General features: G+C 62.1%; 21 protein-coding genes and 2 pseudogenes. 18 read left to right on the top strand and 5 right to left on the bottom strand.

The window, feature by feature from the left end; translation table 11 throughout:
- Positions 1–12: 12 nt before the first annotated feature.
- Entirely contained in the window at positions 13–741 is a 729-nt protein-coding gene (locus NKI85_RS20475) for a glycerophosphodiester phosphodiesterase (RefSeq protein ID WP_352523553.1), read from the bottom strand.
- A gap of 14 nt (positions 742–755) precedes the next feature.
- Positions 756–1,220: a RidA family protein gene (locus tag NKI85_RS20470; protein WP_352523555.1), complete on the bottom strand. Its 465-nt coding sequence runs from the start codon at positions 1,218–1,220 to the stop codon at positions 756–758.
- Between the two features lie 138 nt (positions 1,221–1,358).
- Between NKI85_RS20470 and NKI85_RS20465 the strand changes: the two genes are divergently transcribed.
- The 5 genes from NKI85_RS20465 to tsf all read left to right on the top strand — a co-directional run bounded on the left by NKI85_RS20465 (position 1,359) and on the right by tsf (position 5,988).
- Positions 1,359–2,186, top strand: coding sequence for a cell envelope integrity EipB family protein (locus NKI85_RS20465; RefSeq protein ID WP_352523557.1), 828 nt, complete (start codon positions 1,359–1,361; stop codon positions 2,184–2,186).
- Between the two features lie 137 nt (positions 2,187–2,323).
- The gene (locus tag NKI85_RS20460) at positions 2,324–3,622 is read left to right on the top strand and encodes a lysophospholipid acyltransferase family protein (protein WP_352777674.1); all 1,299 of its coding nucleotides are present in this window, start codon (positions 2,324–2,326) and stop codon (positions 3,620–3,622) included.
- 43 nt (positions 3,623–3,665) lie between these two features.
- The gene (locus tag NKI85_RS20455; protein ID WP_352523560.1) at positions 3,666–3,944 is read left to right on the top strand and encodes a DUF4031 domain-containing protein; all 279 of its coding nucleotides are present in this window, start codon (positions 3,666–3,668) and stop codon (positions 3,942–3,944) included.
- A 206-nt stretch (positions 3,945–4,150) separates the two neighbouring features.
- Positions 4,151–4,945 (top strand): 30S ribosomal protein S2, encoded by a 795-nt coding sequence (gene rpsB, locus NKI85_RS20450; RefSeq protein ID WP_352523562.1) that lies wholly within the window; start codon positions 4,151–4,153, stop codon positions 4,943–4,945.
- Positions 4,946–5,064: 119 nt separating this feature from the next.
- Positions 5,065–5,988 (top strand): translation elongation factor Ts, encoded by a 924-nt coding sequence (gene tsf / locus NKI85_RS20445; RefSeq protein WP_352777671.1) that lies wholly within the window; start codon positions 5,065–5,067, stop codon positions 5,986–5,988.
- A gap of 8 nt (positions 5,989–5,996) precedes the next feature.
- Here tsf and NKI85_RS20440 read toward each other — a convergent pair whose 3' ends face one another.
- Positions 5,997–6,935 carry a LysR family transcriptional regulator gene (locus NKI85_RS20440; RefSeq protein ID WP_352777669.1) on the bottom strand — a complete coding sequence of 313 codons (939 nt, stop codon included), beginning with the start codon at positions 6,933–6,935 and terminating at the stop codon, positions 5,997–5,999.
- Between the two features lie 31 nt (positions 6,936–6,966).
- On the opposite strand from NKI85_RS20440, the gene NKI85_RS20435 reads away from it, so the two are divergent.
- The 13 genes and pseudogenes from NKI85_RS20435 (at position 6,967) to lpxB (ending at position 20,097) form a co-directional block, all read left to right on the top strand.
- Complete coding sequence (locus NKI85_RS20435) at positions 6,967–7,389, top strand: nuclear transport factor 2 family protein (RefSeq protein WP_352777666.1); 423 nt, start codon at positions 6,967–6,969, stop codon at positions 7,387–7,389.
- Positions 7,390–7,444: 55 nt separating this feature from the next.
- Positions 7,445–8,550: pseudogene (locus NKI85_RS20430) on the top strand (aldo/keto reductase).
- 137 nt (positions 8,551–8,687) lie between these two features.
- Positions 8,688–9,410, top strand: coding sequence for a UMP kinase (gene pyrH / locus NKI85_RS20425; RefSeq protein ID WP_352777664.1), 723 nt, complete (start codon positions 8,688–8,690; stop codon positions 9,408–9,410).
- Positions 9,411–9,514: 104 nt separating this feature from the next.
- Positions 9,515–10,069, top strand: a complete 555-nt coding sequence (frr, locus tag NKI85_RS20420; RefSeq protein WP_084642476.1) for a ribosome recycling factor — start codon at positions 9,515–9,517, stop codon at positions 10,067–10,069.
- A gap of 32 nt (positions 10,070–10,101) precedes the next feature.
- Entirely contained in the window at positions 10,102–10,824 is a 723-nt protein-coding gene (locus NKI85_RS20415) for an isoprenyl transferase (protein ID WP_352508486.1), read from the top strand.
- 3 nt (positions 10,825–10,827) lie between these two features.
- Positions 10,828–11,661, top strand: coding sequence for a phosphatidate cytidylyltransferase (locus NKI85_RS20410; RefSeq protein WP_352777662.1), 834 nt, complete (start codon positions 10,828–10,830; stop codon positions 11,659–11,661).
- 101 nt (positions 11,662–11,762) lie between these two features.
- A complete protein-coding gene (gene rseP / locus NKI85_RS20405; protein WP_352523575.1) occupies positions 11,763–12,905 on the top strand; it encodes an RIP metalloprotease RseP in 1,143 nt (380 codons plus the stop codon).
- 217 nt (positions 12,906–13,122) lie between these two features.
- On the top strand, positions 13,123–15,486 hold the full coding sequence (gene bamA / locus NKI85_RS20400) for an outer membrane protein assembly factor BamA (protein ID WP_352523577.1): 2,364 nt from the start codon (positions 13,123–13,125) through the stop codon (positions 15,484–15,486).
- 180 nt (positions 15,487–15,666) lie between these two features.
- Positions 15,667–16,725, top strand: a complete 1,059-nt coding sequence (lpxD, locus tag NKI85_RS20395; protein ID WP_352523580.1) for a UDP-3-O-(3-hydroxymyristoyl)glucosamine N-acyltransferase — start codon at positions 15,667–15,669, stop codon at positions 16,723–16,725.
- Positions 16,718–17,182 (top strand): 3-hydroxyacyl-ACP dehydratase FabZ, encoded by a 465-nt coding sequence (gene fabZ, locus NKI85_RS20390; protein ID WP_023674942.1) that lies wholly within the window; start codon positions 16,718–16,720, stop codon positions 17,180–17,182. The genes lpxD and fabZ overlap by 8 nt, the downstream gene beginning before the upstream one ends.
- Before the next feature lie 13 nt (positions 17,183–17,195).
- Positions 17,196–18,029: an acyl-ACP--UDP-N-acetylglucosamine O-acyltransferase gene (gene lpxA, locus NKI85_RS20385; protein WP_352523581.1), complete on the top strand. Its 834-nt coding sequence runs from the start codon at positions 17,196–17,198 to the stop codon at positions 18,027–18,029.
- A 6-nt stretch (positions 18,030–18,035) separates the two neighbouring features.
- Entirely contained in the window at positions 18,036–18,938 is a 903-nt protein-coding gene (locus NKI85_RS20380; protein ID WP_352523583.1) for an LpxI family protein, read from the top strand.
- Positions 18,928–20,097: a lipid-A-disaccharide synthase gene (lpxB, locus tag NKI85_RS20375; protein ID WP_352777657.1), complete on the top strand. Its 1,170-nt coding sequence runs from the start codon at positions 18,928–18,930 to the stop codon at positions 20,095–20,097. Before NKI85_RS20380 ends, lpxB begins: the two co-directional genes overlap by 11 nt.
- Positions 20,098–20,206: 109 nt before the next feature.
- On the opposite strand, the gene gltA is transcribed toward lpxB, so the two are convergent.
- Complete coding sequence (gltA, locus tag NKI85_RS20370) at positions 20,207–21,535, bottom strand: citrate synthase (protein WP_352523587.1); 1,329 nt, start codon at positions 21,533–21,535, stop codon at positions 20,207–20,209.
- Between the two features lie 179 nt (positions 21,536–21,714).
- Positions 21,715–22,085, bottom strand: a pseudogene (locus NKI85_RS20365) (glutamate--tRNA ligase); the annotation flags it as partial.

The following is a 22,085-nucleotide window of genomic DNA, read 5'->3' as shown; positions in this document are numbered from 1 at the left end:
ATACAAGCCCGCTCAAGCGAGCCGTACAAGATCGGGCTCAAATCCTTCGAACGTCATCTGGTCGGCAAATCTGAAGGTCAGGTCGATGGCAGGTTGATCATGCACTGTCCAGGTGATCACCGGCATGCCGAGCCTTTCACGTACGAACGAGACGAACCGGTTCGGCAGGTCGCCGGCGGCGTAGGAGGTGAAGGCGATATCATGCGCCAGCATGGCGAAATGCGCCTCGATCAGCTGGTTGTCCTTGCCATAGGCGGTCAGCCCGCCAGGTATGCCGGGCGCATGTTTCGGGAAATCGCGGATCAGCCAATGGTCGAACGACATGATCGCGGTCTTGCCCTTGTAGCGCTTGAGCATCTTGCCGACGCTTTCGACCAGGCCTTCGTCGTGCCCGGCAGCGCCTTTCAGCTCAACAACCATCGACACACGGCCGTCGACCAGATCAAGCGCCTGCTGCAGCGTCGGCAAATGGTCGGCGGTGCCACCGACCTTCAGCGCCGTGATTTCGGCAGCCGTACGCTGCCAGACGAAGCCGTCCTCGCCGGTCAGCCGCCGCAGATCGCCATCGTGGATGATGACGGGGACGCCGTCGGATGACAGGTGGACGTCGCATTCGATCGCGTAGCCGCGCTCGGCTGCCGCGGCGAAGGCGGGAAGCGTGTTCTCCCACCGCGTCTTGTTCATGTCGTGCAGGCCGCGATGGGCGACGGGCCGGGCAGTCAGCCAGGAAAGATCGGTCATGGTCGCAGTCCCGGTCATTCGACTTCGAAGATCGCTTCGATTTCCACTGCGGCATTAAGCGGCAGGGAGGCGGTGCCGACGGCGGAGCGGGCGTGCTTGCCGCGATCGCCGAGCACTGCGACGAGAAAATCGGAGGCGCCGTTGGCAACCAGATGCTGCTCGACGAAGTCCGGCGCCGAGGCGACGAAGACGGTGATCTTCACCAGGCGCTGGATTTTCTCGAGATCGCCAAGTGCCGCCCTGGCCTGCGCCAATATGTTGATCGCACAGTATTTTGCGGCTTCCTTGCCGGTTGCGGTGTCGACATCGCGGCCAAGCAGTCCGCTCGTCTGGAGCTTGCCCTCCATGAGCGGCAATTGCCCCGCGGTGAACAGCAGATTGCCTGACCTGCAATAGGGCACGTAATTGGCGGCGGGCGCGGCGGCGGCCGGCAGCGTCACGCCGAGATCGCTTAGTCGCTTTTCGATTGTTTCGCTCATGCTATTTCCCTATTGCTTGAAGGCGCCGCGCAGGCCGGGCCGAAATTGCTATTTTTGCCTCGCTTCCGCCACGACTTTTTTTAAGCTGGACTATCTTTCCATGCGGCCTGCCATTAGCCGCGATGATCGGAGCACCCTATGCGCGCAACGCGCCTCGCATTCCACGCCGTTCTTCTGACAGCGGCTTCCTGGGCGGCTCCCGCTTTTGCGGTGCCGGCGCTGCAGGCGCATCGTGCCGTCTATGATATTACCCTGGACAAGGCGTCGGATCGCTCGGGGATCACCGGCATCACCGGCCGCATGGTCTACGAGTTCAACGGCTCGCCCTGCGAGGGCTATACGGTGAAGTTCCGTTTGGTCACCCAGATCGTCACCAGCGACAACACCAGGCTGACCGATCAGCAGATGACCACCTTCGAGGATGCCGAGGGCAAGACCTTCTCCTTCGTGAACAAGTCCTTTGTCGACCAGAACCTCGATAAGGAGGTCAAAGGTACCGCAACGAAGGAGGCCAATGGTCTCAAGGTCGAAATCGACAAGCCCGAGAAGAACAGCCTGGAACTCGCCGCGACCCAGTTCCCGACCCAGCAAATGGTTGAAATGATCGGCAAGGCGGAAAAGGGCGAACGTTTCTACGAAACCAACCTGTTCGACGGCTCGGAGGATGCCAACAAGGTGATGACCACCACCGTCGTCGTCGGCAAGCAAGCCGATGCCGACAAGACCGATCCGGAAGCGCCGGCGCTGGCCAAGCTCGCCACCGACAAATACTGGCCGGTCGACATCGCCTATTTCGACGATACCGACAAAGGCGGTGAAGAGGTGCCGGAATACCGGATCAGCTTCAAGCTGCACCAGAATGGCATCACGCGCGATCTCGTGATGGACTACAACGATTTTTCGATGACCGGCAAGCTGGTCAATCTGTCGCTGTTCGATCAGCCAAAGACCTGCCCGCCGAAATGAGCTCGAACCGACGGCAAGCTGCCGCCGGCTGCTCTCCGCGATAGTGGCGCTTGATCTTGCGGGGCATGTTGCACCGACTTGAGCATGCCGCAATTGCATATCAACGTTTTACGACGGTAGGCGCCGGGGGGAGCAGGTTGAGCAGGATCGATGTGTTCGTGGCGCCGCGACCCAATGCGGCGCTGATCAAGGCCATGACATTCGTCAACCGGATTGTCATGCTGCACGGCATTCCAGGGTTTCGCGACCTGTTGCCGTTTAACCGTCTGGCCGGCTTGCGCGGCGTCGCCAATGTCCGCCACATCGATTTTCCGGAGGATGACCGGCAAAGGCTGAAGACTTGTTGCGGCGCGGGCAAGGCGACGTTCATCACGCCCAACCATCCGGAGTTCTTTACCGACTGGATGATCGACAAGGAGGTCGTCTCCCGGGTAAGCCCGCTGGCGGCATCCTGGGCCACGCATGGCGTCGTCAACGGGCTTGGCCGGCTGATGCAGAAATTCTGGCTGGCCAACAATCTGATCGCACAAATTCCGGGCAATAGCGGGGCGGCCAAGGAACATTCGGTGGCCTGGGCGCTGAAAGGGCAGGGCGTGCTCCTGCATCCCGAAGGCGGCGTCGGCTGGCATGCCAACATCGTTGCCCCGCTGCTGCCGGGCGCGGTCGAGATGGGGTTCGAAGCGCTGAAGCGCGGCCGGCTGACGGATCCGGATTTCAAGGTTTGGATCGCGCCCGTGATATGGAAGCTCGCTTTCACAGGGGATGTCGAGGCAGCGCTGGCAAAGGAATGCGGCTATATCGAGCGCAGCCTGAAGATCGAACGCCGTGCCGCCGATACGCTGCCGGAGCGCGTCCATCATATCTACGCGACGCTGCTGTCGCGCGATGAGGCTGCACATGGCCTGCGACAAGATGAGCGGGCTTCGTATGACGCACGTCAGAAGGACCTGCTCGCGGAACTCGGCCGTCGCCTTGCTGAACTTGTTTCGGTCGACGCCGGCACGCTCGACAGTGCCGAGCTTTTGCGCCGGTCGCGCCGCTGGCTGCGGGAAAACACGGATGATACCGGAAGCCGGAAGCAGGTCCGAACGCTGGCGGATACGATCCAGCGCCTGCAGCCCGTCGGACCGTGGGCTTCAGCCAATCCGCGCATCACGCAGGAGGAGATCGCAGAGCATTTGAAGCGGATCCGCAACGATTATTGCAATGGTACGCTGCGCGATACGCTCAACCGTTTCGTGCCGCAGCCGGCAGGCCCACGCTGCGCTCATATCCGGGTACCGGAGCCGCTCGGGCTGCACGCCTATCAAGGCTCCGTCGAGGAGGCACTCGCCGAACTGCATGACCGCATGCAGGAGACCGTCACCAGGACCGTCGTGGAACTCGAGGCCGGCGGCGGCTTCATTTTCTATACCAATCCCTTCTATCATCGTTAGCGGCGTGTTGGTTGGCGCAAGATGAAGGAGTGCGGCAAGCCTCATGGCGGTCTATGTCGATGCGGCGATCTGGAAATGGATCGGCCACCGCTGGTGTCATCTGCTGGCAGACGACACCGACGAGTTGCATCGCTTCGCCGCGCAGCTCGGCATCAAGCGCTCGTCCTATCAAGGGCCGCCGAAGACATCGGCGCCGCATTATGACATAACCGGGTTCGAGCGCGACCGCGCGGTGCGGCTCGGCGCTATCGAGTGCAGCCGCGAAGAGATCGTAGCTGTTTTCCGGCGTGTGCGGGTGCCGAAGGGGAAGATGCGATCATGACACCGGTGCGCTGATCGCCGCACGCTGAACCGCAAGACGCTGCAGCGCTTGCGTTTGTCGCGCATCCCCTTTATATGCGCGCTCATTCCACACACGGACTTTGGTGTCTGCCCGGGAGAAATCCGGCTGAAACCTCCGGTGGCGTTCGAGGACAAAGTCCAGAAATGCCTGTGTCCGTGGAGGCTAACCGGAAAGGATACTCAAGAATGGCACTGCCTGATTTCAGCATGCGTCAGCTTTTGGAAGCTGGCATTCACTTCGGCCACCAGACCCACCGCTGGAACCCGAAAATGGCGCCCTACATCTACGGCGCCCGCAACAACATCCACATCATCGACCTCTCGCAGACCGTGCCTTTGCTGCACCAGGCGCTGAAGCAGGTTTCCGACACTGTTGCCAAGGGCGGCCGCGTGCTGTTCGTCGGTACCAAGCGCCAGGCGTCCGACATCGTCGCCGATGCCGCGCAGCGCTCGGCGCAGTATTATGTCAATTCGCGTTGGCTCGGCGGTATGCTGACCAACTGGAAGACGATCTCGAATTCCATCCAGCGCCTGCGCAAGCTCGACGAGATGCTGGCCGGCGAGGCCCAGGGCCTGACCAAGAAGGAGCGCCTCAACCTCGACCGCGAGCGCGAGAAGCTCGACAAGGCGTTGGGCGGCATCAAGGACATGGGCTCGACGCCCGATTTGATGTTCGTGATCGATACCAACAAGGAGGCGATCGCCATCCTCGAGGCCAAGCGCCTCGGCATCCCGGTCGTTGCCATCATCGATTCGAACTGCGATCCGGACAAGATCGACTTCCCGATCCCCGGCAATGACGACGCGGCCCGCGCCATCCAGCTCTATTGCGATCTGATCGCCAAGGCAGCTATCGACGGCATCGCCCGTCAGCAGGGCGCGCTCGGTGTCGATATCGGCGCGTCGGTCGAGGCTCCGGTCGAGCCGGCGCTCGATCAGACCCCGGCCGAGACCCCGGCCGCCCAGACCCCGGAAGCATAATAGCGAAGGCCGGCTGCGGCCTTCATCTTTCCAATATGTTGGCGCGTTAAGCGCTACTGGCGCCAGGCGCATCATCGAGAATCGATGGTGCGTCGGTGCATTTAGACAAAGAGGCGACAATGAGCATTTCGGCTGCACAGGTCAAAGAACTCCGCGACTTGACCGGCGCGGGCATGATGGACTGCAAGGCGGCGTTGAACGAGACCAACGGCAACATGGAAGAAGCCATCGACTGGCTGCGCAAGAAGGGCATTTCCAAGGCCGACAAGAAGGCTGGCCGTACCGCTGCCGAAGGCCTGATCGGCGTCGATTCCGGCGTCCGCGAGGCAGCGATCGTCGAGGTCAATTCCGAGACGGACTTCGTTGCCCGCAACGCCGCTTTCCAGGAGATCGTTGCCAACGTCGCCAAGGTCGCGCTCGCTTATGGCGGCAAGACCGAGGCCGTCGCCGCAGCTCCCTATCCGGGCTCGGGCAAGTCGGTCGCCGAGACCATCAAGGATGCCGTCGGCACCATCGGCGAGAATCTGGGCTTCCGCCGCTCGGCCAAGCTCACCATTGAGCATGGCGCTGTTGCAACCTACGTCCACAATGCGGTTGCCGACGGCCTTGGCAAGCTCGGCGTGCTGGTCGCCATCGAGACGTCGGGCAACGCGCAGGCCGCCAACGCCTTTGCTCGCCAGGTCGCCATGCATGTCGCCGCCACGAACCCGATGGCGCTGACGACGGAACAGCTCGATCCGGCTGCGGTCGAGCGCGAGAAGGCGATCTTCGCCGACCAGGCGCGCCAGTCCGGCAAGCCGGAAGCGATCATCGAGAAGATGGTCGAGGGTCGTCTGCGCAAGTTCTACGAAGAGGTCGTGTTGCTCAAGCAAGCCTTCGTGCTCAATCCCGACATCACCGTCGAGAAGGCGCTGAAGGATGCCGAGAACGACATCGGCGCGCCGGCCAAGATATCAGCCTATCTGCGCTTCGCGCTCGGCGAAGGCATCGAGAGGGAAGAGACCGATTTCGCGGCGGAAGTCGCGGCAGCGGTCAAGAAGTAAGCCGCGCTCTATCTTTCTGAAAAGACTTTACGGCCGGGTGTCCGCGAGGATGCCCGGCCGATTTCTTGCGCGGTGTCGATGAAGGCCCTCAGCTTCGGCGCCATCGCCGCCCGGCGCGGGAAATAGAGGAACAGCCCCGGCTCGTCGATCGAGGCGTCGCGCAATACCTCGACCAGCCGGCCGGCCCCGATGTCGGCCTTCACCAGCGGCTCGAACAGATAGGCAAGGCCGATCCCGGCTAACGCCATGTCGCGCGCCGACAGGGGATCGGTGACGACGACGCTGCCGCGCGTCTCGACGCTGATATCTTTGCCCTGGTCTGACAGATCCCAACGGTAGAGCGCACGTGATCGCAACAGCCGATAGCGGATGCAGTTGTGGGTGGAGAGATCAGCAAGTGTTCGCGGCTTTCCGTGGCGGCCGACATAGGCCGGAGAGGCGACAATGGCTGTCCGGAACAGCTGAGTCAGCCGCACCGTCACCATGTCCTCAGCGATCATCTCGCCCAGCCGGATGCCGGCGTCGAAACCCTCGCCGACGATATCGCTCAGACGTTCGTCGGTGACGATCTCCACCGTCACGTCAGGGTAACGCTCCGCCATCGCCGTCAGGATGGGCATCAGCGCCAGAGGCAGCGCCACACGCGGCACGTTGATCTTGAGCAGTCCGCTCGCTCTGCCTTTCACCGAGCGAATGCGCTCGATTCTGTCGGTAATGTCTTCCAGCGCCGGTTCTGCCGCGGCGACAAGCGCTTCTCCGGCCTCTGTAAGTGCCACGCTGCGCGTGGTGCGGGCAAACAGTGGCTGGCCGATCCGCTCTTCCACCAGCCGCACCGCGTGGCTGACAGCGGATGGACTCATGCCGAGTTCTGCCGCCGCCGAGGCGAAGGCGCCACGCCGCGCGACGGCGACGATGATAGGTAGGTGGCTAAGCAGATCGCGGTCCACGGCAATCGCCGAACAGCCACGGAGACGTCCGATGACCGACCTCAATTCCGAACAAACCCGTAATCTCGAGACCGTGCGTAAATTCTTTGATCTGATGCACCGCAAGGACATCGAGGCATGGGGCAACCTTTGGGCTGACCGAATCCTTGTCTTCTACCCGCCGGCAGGATTTGGAACCAGCATCGATGGCAAGGTCGCGATCCTGGCCGCCTTCCGACGCCTCTTCGACAATTTCGAATCCTTCGATCCGCAGCTGACAGCCATCTATCCGGCAGCGGATTCGGACGCGATCGTCGTTGGGCACAAGAACCGCGCGGTGCTGATCGGCGGCACTGAATACACCAACAGCAATATCGCGGCCTTCCGCTTCGAGAAGAGCCCGATCAACGCCTACCACGATTATTTCGATCCGCGCCGGTTCCAGGTGGTGGTCGATGCGCTGGCCAAGGCCTGACTGCGTATCCCAGCCAAGACCTCAATCCCGCTTTTCAAATTTCAGGAGAAAATCCATGACCATGTCCTACTACACGCTCGGCAACAGCGGGCTGCGTGTCACTCGCCTGGCGCTCGGCACCATGACGTTCGGCACGGAATGGGGCTGGGGCGCGGAGAAGGAAACCGCGCGCGCCTTGGTTGATGCCTATGTCGAAGCCGGCGGCAATTTCTTCGATACCGCCGATCTCTATACCGGTGGCACGGCCGAAACCTGGCTCGGCGAATTCATCGCCGAGCGTGGGCTGCGCGACAAGGCGGTGATCAGCACCAAATTCACCTGCAACGCCGAACCGGCAATCCGAATGCCGGCGGCAACGGCCGCAAGAACATCCTGCGGGCGGTAGACGGTTCGCTGAAGCGGCTCGGTACCGACTACATCGACCTCTATATCCTCCATACCTGGGACAGGCTGACGCCTCCGGAGGAGGTGATGCGGACGCTGGACGATCTGGTCCGCGCCGGAAAGATCCGTCACGTCGGCCTCTCCGACGTCCCGGCCTGGTATGCCAGCCGGGCCCAGGCGGTCGCCGAGCATCGCGGCTATGAACCGGTCTCGGCGCTTCAGCTTGAATACTCGCTGGCCGAGCGCAACATCGAACACGAATTCGTGCCGTTCGGCACGCGCTACGGTGCGGGTATAATGGTCTGGAGCCCGTTGGCCAGCGGCCTGCTCAGTGGGAAATACCGGTCCGATACGTTGAACAAGGCAGGTGGCAGGCTGGAGACGATGCGCGGCTCGACCAATCCCGGTTTCCAGAAATTCAATGATCGCAACTGGGAGATCGTCGCCGAGCTGGAAAAGGTCGCAGGTCAGCTCGGCCGCAGCATGGCTCAGGTTGCCTTGAACTGGGCTGCGACCCAGCCCGGCATTGCATCCGTGATCATCGGTGCGACGAAGCTGGATCAACTCAAGGATAATCTCGGCGCGCTCGATTTCGACATTGCGCAGGAGCTTCGGGCACGGCTCGATGCGGTGAGCCGGCCAATCACACCCTTTCCGTATTCGTTCTTCGGCTCGGAAATACAGGGCGGCCTTACCGGAGGTCAGGCAGTCGGCGACAAGCCGGCTGGCTACATGCCGGACCTGCTCATGCAAGGTGCTTTTGCCGGTGTAAGCTAAAGGCTGGAAGAGAGTTTTCTGGTGCGGGCGCCGGGTCCACGGGGGGCGCCCTTCGTGTATCGGAACGCCAATGTCTCGGGGCAGCGCCTGCGCGAGGGAGCCACCCCAAGCGTCACACGCACAATGATGAGGACCAGATGACGGTGAAGCCCCTCTACCGACGTGTCTTGCTGAAAGCGTCGGGCGAAGCGTTGATGGGCGAGCAGCATTTCGGCATCGATGTGTCGGTGGTCGATCGTATAGCCGCCGACATCGCCGAGGCCCGCGCCTTGGGCATCGAGGTCGGCGTCGTCATCGGCGGCGGCAACATCTTTCGCGGCGTTGCCGTTGCATCAAAGGGCGGCGACCGCGTCACCGGCGACCATATGGGCATGCTTGCCACGGTCATCAACTCGCTGGCGCTGCGCACCTCGCTCAATAAGATCGGCGTCGATGCCGTGGTGCTATCGGCGATCGCCATGCCCGAGCTCTGCGAAAGTTTTTCGCAACGTCAGGCAACCGCCTACATGAACCAAGGCAAGGTCGTCATCTTCGCCGGCGGCACCGGCAATCCGTTCTTCACCACCGATTCGGCTGCAGCCCTTCGCGCGGCCGAGATCGGCGCCGATGCGCTGTTCAAGGGCACCCAGGTCGATGGCGTCTATTCGGCTGATCCCAAGAAGGACCCGGATGCGACACGCTTCGAGCGCATCAGCCATGGCGAAGTCATAAAACGCGGGCTTTCGATCATGGATACGGCGGCGATTGCACTTGCGCGCGAAAACAACATTCCGATAATCGTCTATTCAATCCACGAGAAGGGTGGTTTCGGTGATATCCTGCGTGGCGGCGGCCATTGCACGGTTGTCGCCGACGATTAATCCGGACCATGAACCCGAAAAAGGGACCGGTTCGCGGATTGAGCCTCGAACAGGGTTTTACCCTCAAGGCAGTGAACCCGGGCTAACGGGTCGAGGAGACGATGATGAGTGGCGAATACGACGATCTCAAACGGCGCATGGACGGGGCGATCGCCGCGTTCAAGCATGATCTGGCTTCGCTGCGCACCGGCCGCGCGTCGAGCAGCCTGCTCGACGCCATCCAGGTGCAGGCCTACGGCACCGCCATGCCGATCAACCAGGTGGCAACCGTGTCGGTGCCGGAGCCGCGCATGATCTCGGTTTCGGTCTGGGACAAGTCGATGGTCAGCGCCGTCGATCGCGCCATCCGTGAATCCAATCTCGGCTTCAATCCTATCGTGGACGGAACCAATCTCAGGATCCCGTTGCCCGAACTCAACGAGCAGCGCCGCAAGGAGCTGGTCAAGATCTCGCACGGCTATGCCGAGAATGCCCGCGTCGCCGTGCGTCACGTTCGCCGGGACGGCATGGACTTTCTGAAGAAGGCGGAAAAGGACGGCGACATCAGCGAGGACGACCACCGCAAACGGGCCGACCAGGTTCAGAAACTAACCGACGAGACGATCAGCACCATCGACCACCTGCTTTCCGACAAGGAAGCGGAAATCATGCAGGTCTAGGGTCTGGCCAAGGCTGGCCCGGAAGCGAGAACATGGCAACGCCCGCGCATGTCGCGATCATCATGGACGGAAACGGACGCTGGGCCAAGGCGCGCGGCTTGCCGCGGCTCGCCGGTCACCGTGCCGGCGTCGAGGCGCTGCGCAAGACGGTGCGCGCCGCCCCCGGCCTCGGCATCTCCTTCCTGACCGTCTACGCTTTCTCGTCGGAAAACTGGTCACGGCCGAAATCCGAAGTCAGCGACCTCATGGGCCTGCTGAAACTTTTCATCCGACGCGATCTGGCCGAGCTGCACCAGAGTGGGGTGCGGATCAGGGTCATCGGTGACAGGGCAGGGCTGCAGCCCGACATAAGAGGCCTGCTCGAAGAAGCCGAAACGCTCACTCTCCGCAACGAGGCGCTGACGCTGGTCATCGCCTTCAATTATGGCGGGCGCGACGAGATCGTGCGCACGGCGCGCAAGCTCGCCGCGGCGGTGGCGCGCGGTGAGATCGACAGCGAGGCGATCACGGCCGAATCCTTTGCCAGCTCGCTCGATACAGAGGGCATTCCGGATCCGGAACTGGTCATCCGCACCAGCGGCGAGCTTCGGCTGTCGAATTTCCTGTTATGGCAGGCTGCCTATAGCGAGCTCGTTTTCCTGCCTTGCTACTGGCCCGACTTCAGTCGCGAGCACCTGTCCGATGCACTGCGCGATTTCGCCGGCCGCGAGCGCCGCTTCGGCGGACTTGCCGCCCAAGACGTCGCCTCAGGCTGAGGGATGAGCAACCTTCAGCTTCGCGTCATTTCGGCCGTCGTGCTTGCCGTCGTCACGCTTGGCCTGACGTGGCTCGGCGGACTGCCCTTCCGGCTGCTTTGCGCCGCCATGGCGGCGGTGATCTTCTACGAGTGGACGCGGATGAGCCGCCCTGTTGCCCCGGCAGGTGTTAATGCTACGAAAGGTCTCGGCTTTCTGCCCGAAGCGCTGATCGTGGTCTTTGTCGGTGCCCTCATCGCCGGCCTGCCTGCGTCTTTGCTGCTGCCGCTCGTCGCGGCTCTGGTTGCTGTCACTGCCATCGCGGCATCGATGCGCAAGGCAGGACGGTGGGAAGCATCCGGCCTCGCCTATGCGGCCGTGTCGGGCCTGTCGCTGGCCTTCTTGCGTGACGGCGACCGTTCCGGGCTGCTGGCCATTCTCTTCCTGTTCGCCGTGGTTTGGGCGACCGACATTTTTGCTTATTTCGTCGGCCGCTCCGTCGGTGGTCCAAGGCTGGCGCCGTCGATCTCGCCGGGCAAGACGCGGAGCGGGGCGCTCGGCGGAGCGGTCGGCGGCGTGGTGGCCGGGCTGCTTCTGGCCGCCGTCGCCGGAACGGGCAACCTCGTCGTGCTTGGCGTGGTCGCACTGGTGCTTTCGATCGTCGCGCAGGCCGGCGACCTGTTCGAATCATGGGTCAAGCGACGCCACGGCCACAAAGATTCCGGCACGCTGATACCCGGCCATGGCGGCATCATGGACCGGGTCGACGGGCTTGTCGCGGCGGCTTTCGCCCTATACGTCATCGGCTGGATTTCCGCGACCGCCGATCATCCGGCACAGGGGCTGTTTCCGGTTTGAGCGGCATCGTCGGTGGGCCGGCGCGGGCTGCGCCATGGATTCGCCTGGATTGATGTCACAGTCGCGGCGTACCTGCGCCGTGGATGAATTTGAGGTATGAATTGAACGAGATTCTTCACGCGGTTTTCAGCACGGAGGGCTTTGTCCTCGGCACGCTGGTGCCTTTCCTGTTCGTGCTGACCGTGGTCGTGTTCGTCCACGAAATGGGCCATTACCTCGTCGGCCGCTGGTGCGGTATCGGCGCAAAAGCCTTTTCGATCGGTTTCGGCCCTGAGATCATCGGCTTCAACGACAGCCGCGGCACCCGCTGGAAGCTTTGCGCCATACCGCTCGGCGGCTACGTCAAGTTCGTCGGCGACATGAACGCGACGTCAAGCCAGCTCAGCTCGGAGGAGGTCGAGGCGCTGAGCGACGAAGAACGCAAGGTCGCCTTCCACACGCAGCCGATCTGGAAGCGCGCGGCGACGGTCGTGGCGGGGCCGCTGTTCAACTTCCTGCTGACGATCGCCGTCTTTGCCGTGCTGTTTTCCGTCCATGGCCGGCCCGTGCTGGAGCCGATGGTGGCTGAGGTCACCGTCGGCAGTCCGGCAGCGGCGGCCGGCATCATGCCCGGCGACCGATTCGTCAGCGTCGACGGCAGCAAGGTCGAGACCTTTGCCGACGTCCAGCGTCTGGTTTCTGGCCGCGCCGGCGACAGCATCACCTTCGTCATGCTACGCGGCGGCAAGGAAATCACCGTCACGGCGACGCCGCGCTTGATGGAACAACAAGACGCACTGGGTAACAAGGTCCAGGTGGCCGTGATCGGCGTCGTCAACAACAAGGAACTCGGCCAGCCGCGGCTGATCACCTACAGTCCGGCCGGGGCGGTCGGGGCAGCGGTCCAGGAAACCGGACACGTCATCCAGCGCACCGGTCAGTTCCTGCAGCGTTTCGTTGTCGGTCGCGAGGACAAGTGCCAGCTGGGCGGCCCAATCAAGATCGCCAAGATGTCGGGTCAGGCGGCAAAGCTCGGCTTTGAATGGCTGGTGCAGCTTGTTGCATTCCTGTCAGTCGGGATAGGGATTCTGAACCTTCTGCCGATTCCCCCCCTCGACGGAGGGCATCTTCTGTTCTACGGCGTGGAGGCTGTCATCCGGCGGCCGGTGTCCGAACGGATGATGGAAATGGCTTATCGGAGTGGCCTCATCCTGGTGCTCGGCTTCATGGGCTTTGTTTTCTGGAACGATCTGTTTGGGTGCTGAAATCATGAAGAAATTTGGCTTCAGCGCGAGCAATGTTGAGACGCCGTTTACCATGCGTGGGGATATGCGTGACGCGAAAGCCACGCCACAGGGTTAAGTAAATACAAATTAACCAGAAGCCTTGCGTGTAGGGAAAATCCGGTTAATACGGTAGGGGAAATTACCGCACGTCCGGTTTTCTCGCCGTGGGGACTTCGAGAAAAGGTACAAAAGCCCGATGAAGGCAGCATCCAAGTTTCTGAGCGCCGCGTCCGCGGTGGCTATGTCCGCCGCTCTGGTTGTGCCAGGCGCGCTCGCAGTGCAGTTCGTTGCCACATCGGCCGCCGAAGCGGCTGTCGTCTCAAGAGTGGAAGTCACCGGCAATCAGCGTGTCGACGCCGACACCATCCGCAATTATGTGCCGATCAAGCCCGGCAAGGCGTTTTCCAGCTCGGACATCGACGATGCGGTCAAGGCGCTGTTCGGCACCGGGCTGTTTTCGGACGTGCAGATCAACCAGGTCGGCTCGACGCTGGTCATCAAGGTTTCCGAATACCAGGTCGTCAACCAGGTGCTGTTCCAGGGCAACAAGAAGCTCAAGGACAACGCGCTTGAAGCCGCGGTGCAATTGAAGCCTCGCGGCACCTTTTCGCAACAGCAGCTCGATGCCGATGTCGAGGCGGTCAAGGCCGCTTACAGGCGTATCGGCCGCGACGACGCCGCCGTGACCACCCAGATCATGGATCTCGGCGACAACCGCATAAACGTGGTCTTTAACATCAACGAAGGCGGCCGCACCCAGATCGCGGCGATCAATTTCGTCGGCAACAGCGCCTATTCGAGCCGCCGGCTGTCGGACATCATCTCCACCAAGCGCTCGTCCTTCCTTTCGTTCGTGCTGCGCGACGACGTCTATGACGAGGACAAGTTGCGCGCCGACCAGGAGCTGCTGCGCCGCTTCTATTACAATCACGGCTATGCCGACTTCCAGGTCGTCTCGGCTGTCGGCGAGCTCGACGACACCACCAACAAATACACCGTCACCATCACGGTGCAGGAGGGCGAGCGTTATACGTTCGGGGATGTCAGCGTCGAAAGCACGATCCCCGAGGTCGACAGCAAGTCGCTTGAATCGGTGGTCGAGACCCACAAGGGCGATGTCTACAACGCCAAGAACGTCGAGGACACGATCATCGCCTTGACCGAAAAGGTCGCTGGATCCGGCTATGCCTTCGCCCAGGTGACACCGCGCGGCGACCGCAACTTCGAGAACCACACGATCTCGGTCGTTTATACGGTCGACCAGGGTACCAAGGCCTATATCGAGCGCATCGAGATTCGCGGCAACGATCGGACGCGCGACTACGTCATTCGCCGCGAGTTCGATGTCAGCGAAGGCGACGCTTTCAATCAGGTCCTCATCCAGCGCGCGAAGAGGCGGCTGGAAGCGCTCGATTATTTTGAAAAAGTCGAAATTTCCACCGTTCCGGGTTCTGAGCCGGACCAGGTTGTGCTGGTGGTCGATGTGGTCGAGAAATCGACCGGTGAGTTCACGGTCGGCGCCGGTTATTCGAGCGGCGGTGAAACGTCAGGTCCGTCCGTCGAAGGCTCCGTCAGTGAGCGCAACTTCCTCGGTCGCGGCCAATTCATCAAGGTGGCGGCGGGCGGTGGCAAGAACTCGCGCGACTACAGCTTCTCTTTCACCGAACCCTATTTCCTCGGGCGCCGCATCGCGGCCGGCTTCGACATCTACAAGCAGAGCCGAAACTACGACCATTACGACAGCGACACGACAGGCGCGACCGTTCGCTTCGGGCTGCCGATCACCGACAATATCACGACGCAGCTGGCGTATAACATTGCGCAAGAGAAGTACGAGTTCGACGAGGGCTGCGTTCCCATTATCAATGGTGGCACCTGCGACGTCTCCCAGGCGATCGTAAACGGCGTTGAAGAGAGCCCATGGCTCAAGTCCTCGGTCAGCCTCGGCCTGATCTACAATACCATCGACGACATGAAGAACCCGCATGACGGTATTTATGCCAATGTCGGCACGGAAGTGGCCGGCGTCGGCGGCGATGCCAAGTTCATCAAGGTCACGGCGCGCGGCAGCATTTATCAGACGCTGTCCGAACAATTGGATCTGGTGGGTCTCATTTCGGGCGGCGCCGGCCATGTCCAGGGATATGGCAGCGGCGATCTGCGTGTCTTCGACCATTTCCAGAGCAGCGAGCGCATGATCCGCGGTTTCGAATACGGCGGGATCGGCCCGGTTGCTTTGGACAACAGCAATGACCATCTCGGCGGCACCACCTACTTCAATGCCTCGGCGGAAGCGCAGTTCCCGCTGCCGGTCATCCCGGAAAGCTTCGGTTTGCGCGGTGCGGTCTTCGCTGACGCGGCAACGCTCTACGGCAGTAAGATTGCCTCCAATCTCGTCAATCAGTCGACGACCGGCATGGAATGGCGCGCCTCTGTCGGCGTCGGTTTGATGTGGGCGTCGCCCTTCGGCCCGATCCGCATCGACTATGCGATCCCGGTCAAGAAGGAAAAGACCGACGACGTGCAGGAATTCAACTTCGGTATATCGACCCGCTTCTGATGCGCGGGTAACGATGCTTCCGGGTCGTTTGAATCCGGAAGACGGTGATCCGACACTACAGCGCGGCGCGTCCTATCGGACGAGCAAAGGACGCTGTAGCACTTTGATTTGCGCATGATCCTTTCCGAGGATCGATTTCCGATTTTCGGGGTCATGCGCTAGCTGGATATTGCTTCTGGAATGACCGATCCGGTGTTCTTCGCGCCCTCACGCCGGTATACGGCCGGCGAAGTCGCGAATCTGACCGGTTCGACGCTTGTCGATTCCGGTCTCTCCGATGTATCGATCGAGGCTCTGGCGCCTGCCAATGAAGGCGGCGAGAACGCACTTGTCTTCGTCGATGGCAGGCGCAATTTCGCGCTGATGCAGTCACTGCGGGCGGCAGCGGTTCTCTGCCCTGCCGAATTTGCCGGCAAGGCGCCGGCGGGCATTGCGGTTCTGGTGCATCCGCGCCCGCAGCAGGCTTTCGCAATGGTCGGGCGTCTGCTTTTCCCGGCGGCTGCGACGCCTGGACCGATGACCGGCGAAACCGGTATCTCGCCGCACGCCCATGTCGATCCGACCGCCCATGTCGAGGCCGGTGCGATCATCGAAGCAGGCGCGGTCATCGGGCCGCGCGCCGCCATCGGCAGCGGAACCGTCATTGCCCCGCATGCGGTTATCGGTCCTTCCTCACAGATCGGCCGCGACGGCTATGTCGGTCCAGGTGCCAGCGTACAATATGCGTTGATCGGCAATCGCGTCATCATCCATGGCGGTGCCAGGATCGGCCAGGATGGCTTCGGCTTCGTCGCCGGCGCCAAAGGTCCGGAGCGGGTTCCGCAGATCGGCCGCGTTATTATCCAGGATGACGTCGAGATCGGGTCGAATACGACTGTCGATCGCGGCGCTATGTCCGACACGATCATCGGCCAGGGCACCAAGATCGACAATCTGGTGCAGATCGCGCACAACGTTCGCATCGGCCGCAATTGCATAGTGGCCGGGCTTTCGGGTATTTCCGGGTCCGTGACGGTGGGCGACAACGTCACCATGGGCGGCGGCGTCGGCCTTGCGGATCATTTGACCATCGGATCCGGGGCCAAGCTTGCCGCAAGAAGCGGGTTTATGAGCAATGTGCCTGCAGGTGAGATTTGGGGAGGATATCCGGCGCAGCCGATGGCGGAAGCCATGCGCGAGATAGCGGCCTTGCGCAGACTTGCACGGACGCGCAAACAGGGTGAGGGGGGAAATGGCTGACATCGCAGCGGCGACGCTCGAAGCGGTTGACATAATGCGGCTGATGAAGCTCTTGCCGCACCGCTATCCGTTCTTAATGATCGACCGTATCGTCGACATAGACGGCGACGAATCCGCCATCGGCATCAAGAACGTCACCATAAACGAGCCGCATTTCCAGGGTCATTTCCCGGACCAGCCGGTCATGCCCGGCGTGCTGATCATCGAAGCGATGGCGCAGACGGCCGGCGCCATCTGCATCCGCAGCCTTGGAACGGAAAAGCCATCGCTGGTTTATTTCCTGACCATCGACAACGCCAAATTCCGCAAGCCGGTCGTTCCAGGCGACCAGTTGAAAATCCATGTGAAGAAAATCAAGAAACGCGGCAATCTTCTCAAATTCGCCTGCGAGGCCCTCGTCGATGGCGCCAAGGCGGCGGAAGCCGAGATCTCGGCGATGATGGTCGCAAGCGGCTGATAAACGAATGCTAATGAAGATACAGACAGTCATCCATCCATCGTCGGTCATCGAGGCAGGCGCCCAAATCGGCGAAGGCGCCCGCATCGGGCCCTTCTGCCACGTCGGCCCCGACGCCGTGATCGGCGACCGCGTCGAACTGGTCAGCCATGTCTCGGTGATGGGCGCGACTACCATCGGTGCATCGACAAAGGTCTATCCGATGGCGATACTGGGCGGGCCGCCGCAGAACACCAAGCACAAGGGCGGCCGTACCACGCTGGTGATCGGCGAGAACTGCACGATCCGCGAAGGCGTCACCATGCATCTCGGGACCGATTCCAGCCGCGGCGAGACGACGATCGGCGACAACGGCAACTTCCTTGCCTATGCCCATATCGCCCATGACTGTGTGGTCGGCAAGAATGCCACCTTCGCCAATCAGGCGACGTTAGGTGGCCATTGCGAGGTCGGCGACAATGTCTACATCGGCGGCCTTACCGCGGTTCATCAGTTTGTCCGCATCGGCGACAACGCCTTTCTCGGCGGTTGCTCGGCGATCGTCGGCGACGTCATTCCCTACGCCATCGCGGTTGGCAACCGCGCCAGCCTTCGCGGCCTCAACATCATTGGCCTGAAGCGCGCCGGACTGCCGCGTTCCGAGATCCACTTGCTGCGCAAAGCCTACAAGACGATCTTCGATCGCTCTCGGACGGTCGGCGAAAACATCGAGTTCGCCAAAGCGGAATTCGCCTCGTCGCCGACCGCCATGAAGATCGTCGATTTCATCGCCGGTCGCGGCAAGCGGCACTATGCCGTGCCGTCGCTCAAGGGTGGCGACGGCGACGATACCGATGATCAAGACTGAGGGCAGATGACGAAGATTGAGGCTGCCGGAAAGGGCCTTGATCTCGCGCAAGATGCCAAGGTCGGCATCATCGCTGGCGGCGGCAGTCTCCCGGTCGAAATTGCCCGAGCGCTCGCCCGGCAAGGCAAATCTCCCTTCGTCGTGATGGCGGCGGGCGAGGTCGACCGCATAGCTGATTTCGAGCCCTATGAGCAGGCAACCTTGAGGCTGGAAGACGTCGGCTCGCTGCTGCCGATGCTCAAGCGGCACCACGTTACGCATCTGGTAACCGCGGGTCATATCACGCGCCGCCCCAGGCTGAGCGCCATGCGCCTCAATTTAGGCCTGCTCGCCTGGCTACCCAGCCTTCTCGTCGGTGTAACCCGGGGCGACGACACCGTGCTGAAACTGTTCGTGCGCAGGATCGAGCGCAGCGGCATCAAGGTCGTCGGCGCTCACGAGATCGTGCCGGAACTGGTAGCCGCCGAAGGCCTGCTGACCAAGGCGGCGCCCCGCAAATCCGACTGGCGCGACATCGAGGCGGCGCATGCGGCGGCAAAAGCCATCGGCGCGCTGGATATCGGCCAGGCGGCCGTTGCGGTCGGCGGCCGCGCCATCGCGCTGGAAGGCGTCGAAGGCACAGACGGGCTGCTCGAGCGAACAAAACAGTTACGCGGGCACGGCAGGCTGGCGGGCCGGAGCCGCGGTGTTCTGGTCAAATGCGCCAAGCCCGGTCAGGAACTGCGTGCCGATCTGCCCTCCATAGGCCCGCTGACCGTCGAGGCGGCGCATGCCGCCGGACTGGCCGGCATTGCCGTCGAAGCCGGCCGCTCGCTGGTGCTCGAAGGCCCCGCCACCATCGGGCGTGCCAATGCACTCGGCCTGTTCGTGATCGGCCTGCCTGCTGCGGAGCCGGCGCATGGCGAATGAGCGGCCGTTGAAGATAGCCGTCGTCGCCGGCGAGGAGTCCGGCGACCTGCTTGGCGCCGACCTTGTGCAGGCGCTCAAGCGCTTGACCGGGCGCGAGGTTCGGCTCGTCGGCATCGGCGGTCGCCATTTGCAGGCGCTCGGCTTGGCGCCATTGTTCGACGGCAGCGAGATCGCGCTGATGGGGCTTAGCGCCATTCTGCGCGACCTGCCGCGCTTGATGCGGCGGATCGGCCAGACGGCGAACGCGATTTCCGGCGAAAAGCCCGACTGCCTCATCACCATCGACAGTCCGGATTTCTCGTTGCGCGTCGCCAAGAAGGTGCGTGCCGTCGATCCGACGATCCCGATCGTTCACTATGTCTGCCCCAGCGTGTGGGCGTGGCGGCCGGGCAGGGCGGCGGCGATGAAGCCGTATGTCGACCACATTCTTTGCATCCTGCCGTTCGAGGTGAAGGAACTCGCTCGCTTAGGGGGGCCGCCCGGCACCTATGTCGGGCATCGCCTTGCACATGATCCGGGTATAGTTAGTGCCGCCAAGGCGCAGGCGCAGCCGCGTGACCTGTCCGCCGACCGCGTGAAAACGTTGCTTGTATTGCCCGGCTCGCGTCGCGGCGAGGTGCGACGCTTGGTCGGGCCGTTCGGCAAGACGGTGTCGATCCTGCGGGCGCGCGGGCACCGCCTGCGCCTGTTGCTGCCGACGGTGCCGCACGTCGCCGACCTGGTCAGGACCTCGGTGGCAAGCTGGGACGAGAAGCCGGAGATCATCCTCGATGCCGAACGCAAATGGCAGGCCTTCGGCAAGGCCGATGCGGCGCTGATCGCATCGGGAACGGTGTCGCTGGAATTGGCGCTGGCGGGTGTGCCGATGATCTCCTGCTACCGGCTCGATCCGGTCATGCGCATGGCGCAGGGGCTCATCAAAGTGTGGAGTGCAGCCTTGCCCAACCTCATCGCCGACCGGCCGGTCGTGCCGGAACACTACAACCAGTATGTGCGGCCGCATTATCTGGCGCGGCAGCTGGAGGCGCTGTTCTCCGATACCGCCTACCGCGCTTGGCAGAAGGACGGTTTTGCCGAAATCGCCGGGCGCATGGTGACCGACAAGCCGTCAGGCGAGATTGCTGCGGGGGTGGTGATGGGGATGGTGGGGAGTAGGTAGTGAATGGTGAATAGTAAATAGTATTTGCTATGGACAGGGAGTTGCGCTCCGCTTCACCATTCACCATTCACCATTCACCATTCACCATTCACCATTCACCATTCACCATTCACCGCTTCGCGATCGGCACGTAGTCCCGTTCCGGCGCGCCGGTATAGAGCTGGCGCGGGCGACCGATCTTCTGGTGCGGGTCCTCGATCATCTCCTTCCACTGCGCGATCCAGCCGACGGTGCGGGCGACCGCGAACAGCACGGTGAACATGGTGGTGGGGAAGCCCAGCGCCTTCAGCGTGATGCCGGAATAGAAATCGACGTTCGGATAGAGCTTCTTCTCGATGAAATAGGAATCGGTCAGCGCGATCTTTTCCAGCTCCATGGCGATGTCGAGCAGCGGATCGTCCTTGATGCCGAGCTCGCCCAGGACCTCATGCGCGGTCTTCTGCATGATCTTAGCGCGCGGGTCGTAGTTCTTGTAAACGCGGTGGCCAAAGCCCATCAATCGGAACGGATCGTTCTTATCCTTGGCGCGCGCAATGAATTCCGGGATGTGATCGACATGGCCGATCTCGCCCAGCATGTTCAGGGCTGCCTCATTGGCGCCGCCATGTGCAGGGCCCCACAGACACGCGATGCCGGCGGCGATACAGGCAAAGGGATTGGCGCCCGACGAGCCGGCCAGGCGGACGGTCGAGGTCGAGGCGTTCTGTTCGTGATCGGCGTGCAGGATAAAGATACGCTCCATCGCGCGCGCCAGCACCGGGTTGATCTTGTATTCCTCGCAAGGCACGGCGAAGCACATATGCAGGAAGTTGGCTGCGAAATTCAGCTCGTTCTTCGGATAAATGAACGGCTGGCCGATATGGTATTTATAGGCCATCGCCGCGATCGTCGGCATTTTGGCGATCAGCCGCATCGAGGCGACCATGCGCTGATAGGGGTCCGAGATGTCGGTGGAATCGTGATAGAAGGCCGACAGCGCGCCGACCACGCCACACATCACCGCCATCGGATGCGCATCGCGGCGGAAGCCGGTGAAGAAGCGCGACATCTGCTCATGCACCATGGTGTGGCGCGTCACCCGGTAGTCGAAATCGTCCTTCTGTGCCTTGGTCGGCAGTTCTCCGTAGAGCAAGAGATAGCAGACTTCGAGGAAGTCGCCGTGCTCGGCCAGCTGGTCGATCGGGTAGCCGCGGTGCAAAAGAATGCCGGCATCGCCATCGATGAAAGTGATTTCCGATTCGCAGCTTGCCGTCGACGTAAAGCCGGGATCGTAGGTAAAAACGCCGGTGGTGTTATAGAGCGAACCGATGTCGATGACATCAGGTCCTACCGAACCGCTTCGTATCTTGAGTTCATGGGTTTTGCCGCCGAGTTCCAGTTTTGCCGTCGACGCTTGGGTTTTGCCGCCAAATTCCATTTTTGTCGCAGGTTCGGTCATAGCAAACTCCTTTTTGATTCCTCAGGCCGGCAAAGCAAAAATATCTGAACCCAACACGTCCAAAGCATCGGAATACGCACATTTGCGCCCGCAATTGAATCTGCGCGCCAGATTAGGCCAAGACCCAATGTTGCACTGCGAAACACACCTTTCAATGCCAATCTTCTTGGGCCAGTTTCCTAATCGATTTGATCGGCGATCCGCGCCAGGCTTTCCTCGCGGCCAAGCACGGCTAGCAGATCGAAGACGCCTGGCGAGGTGCTTTTGCCGGTGAGCGCGGCGCGCAAAGGTTGGGCCACGGCGCCGAGTTTGTGGCCGCCAGCCTGCGCATAGGCGCGGATCGCGGCTTCCGCCGAGGCGGCAGACCAGTCCGAAACCGTGGCCAGTGCCGCGTGAGCGCCCCGCAGGATTGCGCGCGCCTCGCCGCCGAGCAGCGCTGCTGCCTTTTCGTGGGGCCGGCGCGGGGGGGGGGCGGACAACGGAGGCGGCCCCGGCACCAAGTTGGCCCGACGCTTGGGGGGGGGCGAGAAGCCCCGCCGACCCGCCCGGG

Source organism: Mesorhizobium sp. M0571 (assembly GCF_040320985.1).
Classification (GTDB): Bacteria; Pseudomonadota; Alphaproteobacteria; order Rhizobiales; family Rhizobiaceae; genus Mesorhizobium.
Note: the sequence above shows the minus strand (reverse complement) of the source record. Positions and strands in the feature narration are given on the sequence as shown.

What these genes read in the sequence shown, in the direction of transcription:
- NKI85_RS20465 (WP_352523557.1), top strand. Translation starts at nt 1,359, where the DNA reads ATGCGCGCAACGCGCCTCGCATTCCACGCCGTTCTTCTGACAGCGGCT.
- tsf (WP_352777671.1), top strand. Translation starts at nt 5,065, where the DNA reads ATGAGCATTTCGGCTGCACAGGTCAAAGAACTCCGCGACTTGACCGGC.
- fabZ (WP_023674942.1), top strand. Translation starts at nt 16,718, where the DNA reads ATGGCTGACATCGCAGCGGCGACGCTCGAAGCGGTTGACATAATGCGG.
- NKI85_RS20455 (WP_352523560.1), top strand. Translation starts at nt 3,666, where the DNA reads ATGGCGGTCTATGTCGATGCGGCGATCTGGAAATGGATCGGCCACCGC.
- rpsB (WP_352523562.1), top strand. Translation starts at nt 4,151, where the DNA reads ATGGCACTGCCTGATTTCAGCATGCGTCAGCTTTTGGAAGCTGGCATT.
- NKI85_RS20410 (WP_352777662.1), top strand. Translation starts at nt 10,828, where the DNA reads ATGAGCAACCTTCAGCTTCGCGTCATTTCGGCCGTCGTGCTTGCCGTC.
- gltA (WP_352523587.1), bottom strand. Translation starts at nt 21,535, where the DNA reads ATGACCGAACCTGCGACAAAAATGGAATTTGGCGGCAAAACCCAAGCG.
- NKI85_RS20475 (WP_352523553.1), bottom strand. Translation starts at nt 741, where the DNA reads ATGACCGATCTTTCCTGGCTGACTGCCCGGCCCGTCGCCCATCGCGGC.
- bamA (WP_352523577.1), top strand. Translation starts at nt 13,123, where the DNA reads ATGAAGGCAGCATCCAAGTTTCTGAGCGCCGCGTCCGCGGTGGCTATG.
- NKI85_RS20415 (WP_352508486.1), top strand. Translation starts at nt 10,102, where the DNA reads ATGGCAACGCCCGCGCATGTCGCGATCATCATGGACGGAAACGGACGC.
- NKI85_RS20380 (WP_352523583.1), top strand. Translation starts at nt 18,036, where the DNA reads ATGACGAAGATTGAGGCTGCCGGAAAGGGCCTTGATCTCGCGCAAGAT.
- NKI85_RS20470 (WP_352523555.1), bottom strand. Translation starts at nt 1,220, where the DNA reads ATGAGCGAAACAATCGAAAAGCGACTAAGCGATCTCGGCGTGACGCTG.
- frr (WP_084642476.1), top strand. Translation starts at nt 9,515, where the DNA reads ATGAGTGGCGAATACGACGATCTCAAACGGCGCATGGACGGGGCGATC.
- pyrH (WP_352777664.1), top strand. Translation starts at nt 8,688, where the DNA reads ATGACGGTGAAGCCCCTCTACCGACGTGTCTTGCTGAAAGCGTCGGGC.
- NKI85_RS20435 (WP_352777666.1), top strand. Translation starts at nt 6,967, where the DNA reads ATGACCGACCTCAATTCCGAACAAACCCGTAATCTCGAGACCGTGCGT.
- lpxB (WP_352777657.1), top strand. Translation starts at nt 18,928, where the DNA reads ATGGCGAATGAGCGGCCGTTGAAGATAGCCGTCGTCGCCGGCGAGGAG.
- lpxA (WP_352523581.1), top strand. Translation starts at nt 17,196, where the DNA reads ATGAAGATACAGACAGTCATCCATCCATCGTCGGTCATCGAGGCAGGC.
- lpxD (WP_352523580.1), top strand. Translation starts at nt 15,667, where the DNA reads ATGACCGATCCGGTGTTCTTCGCGCCCTCACGCCGGTATACGGCCGGC.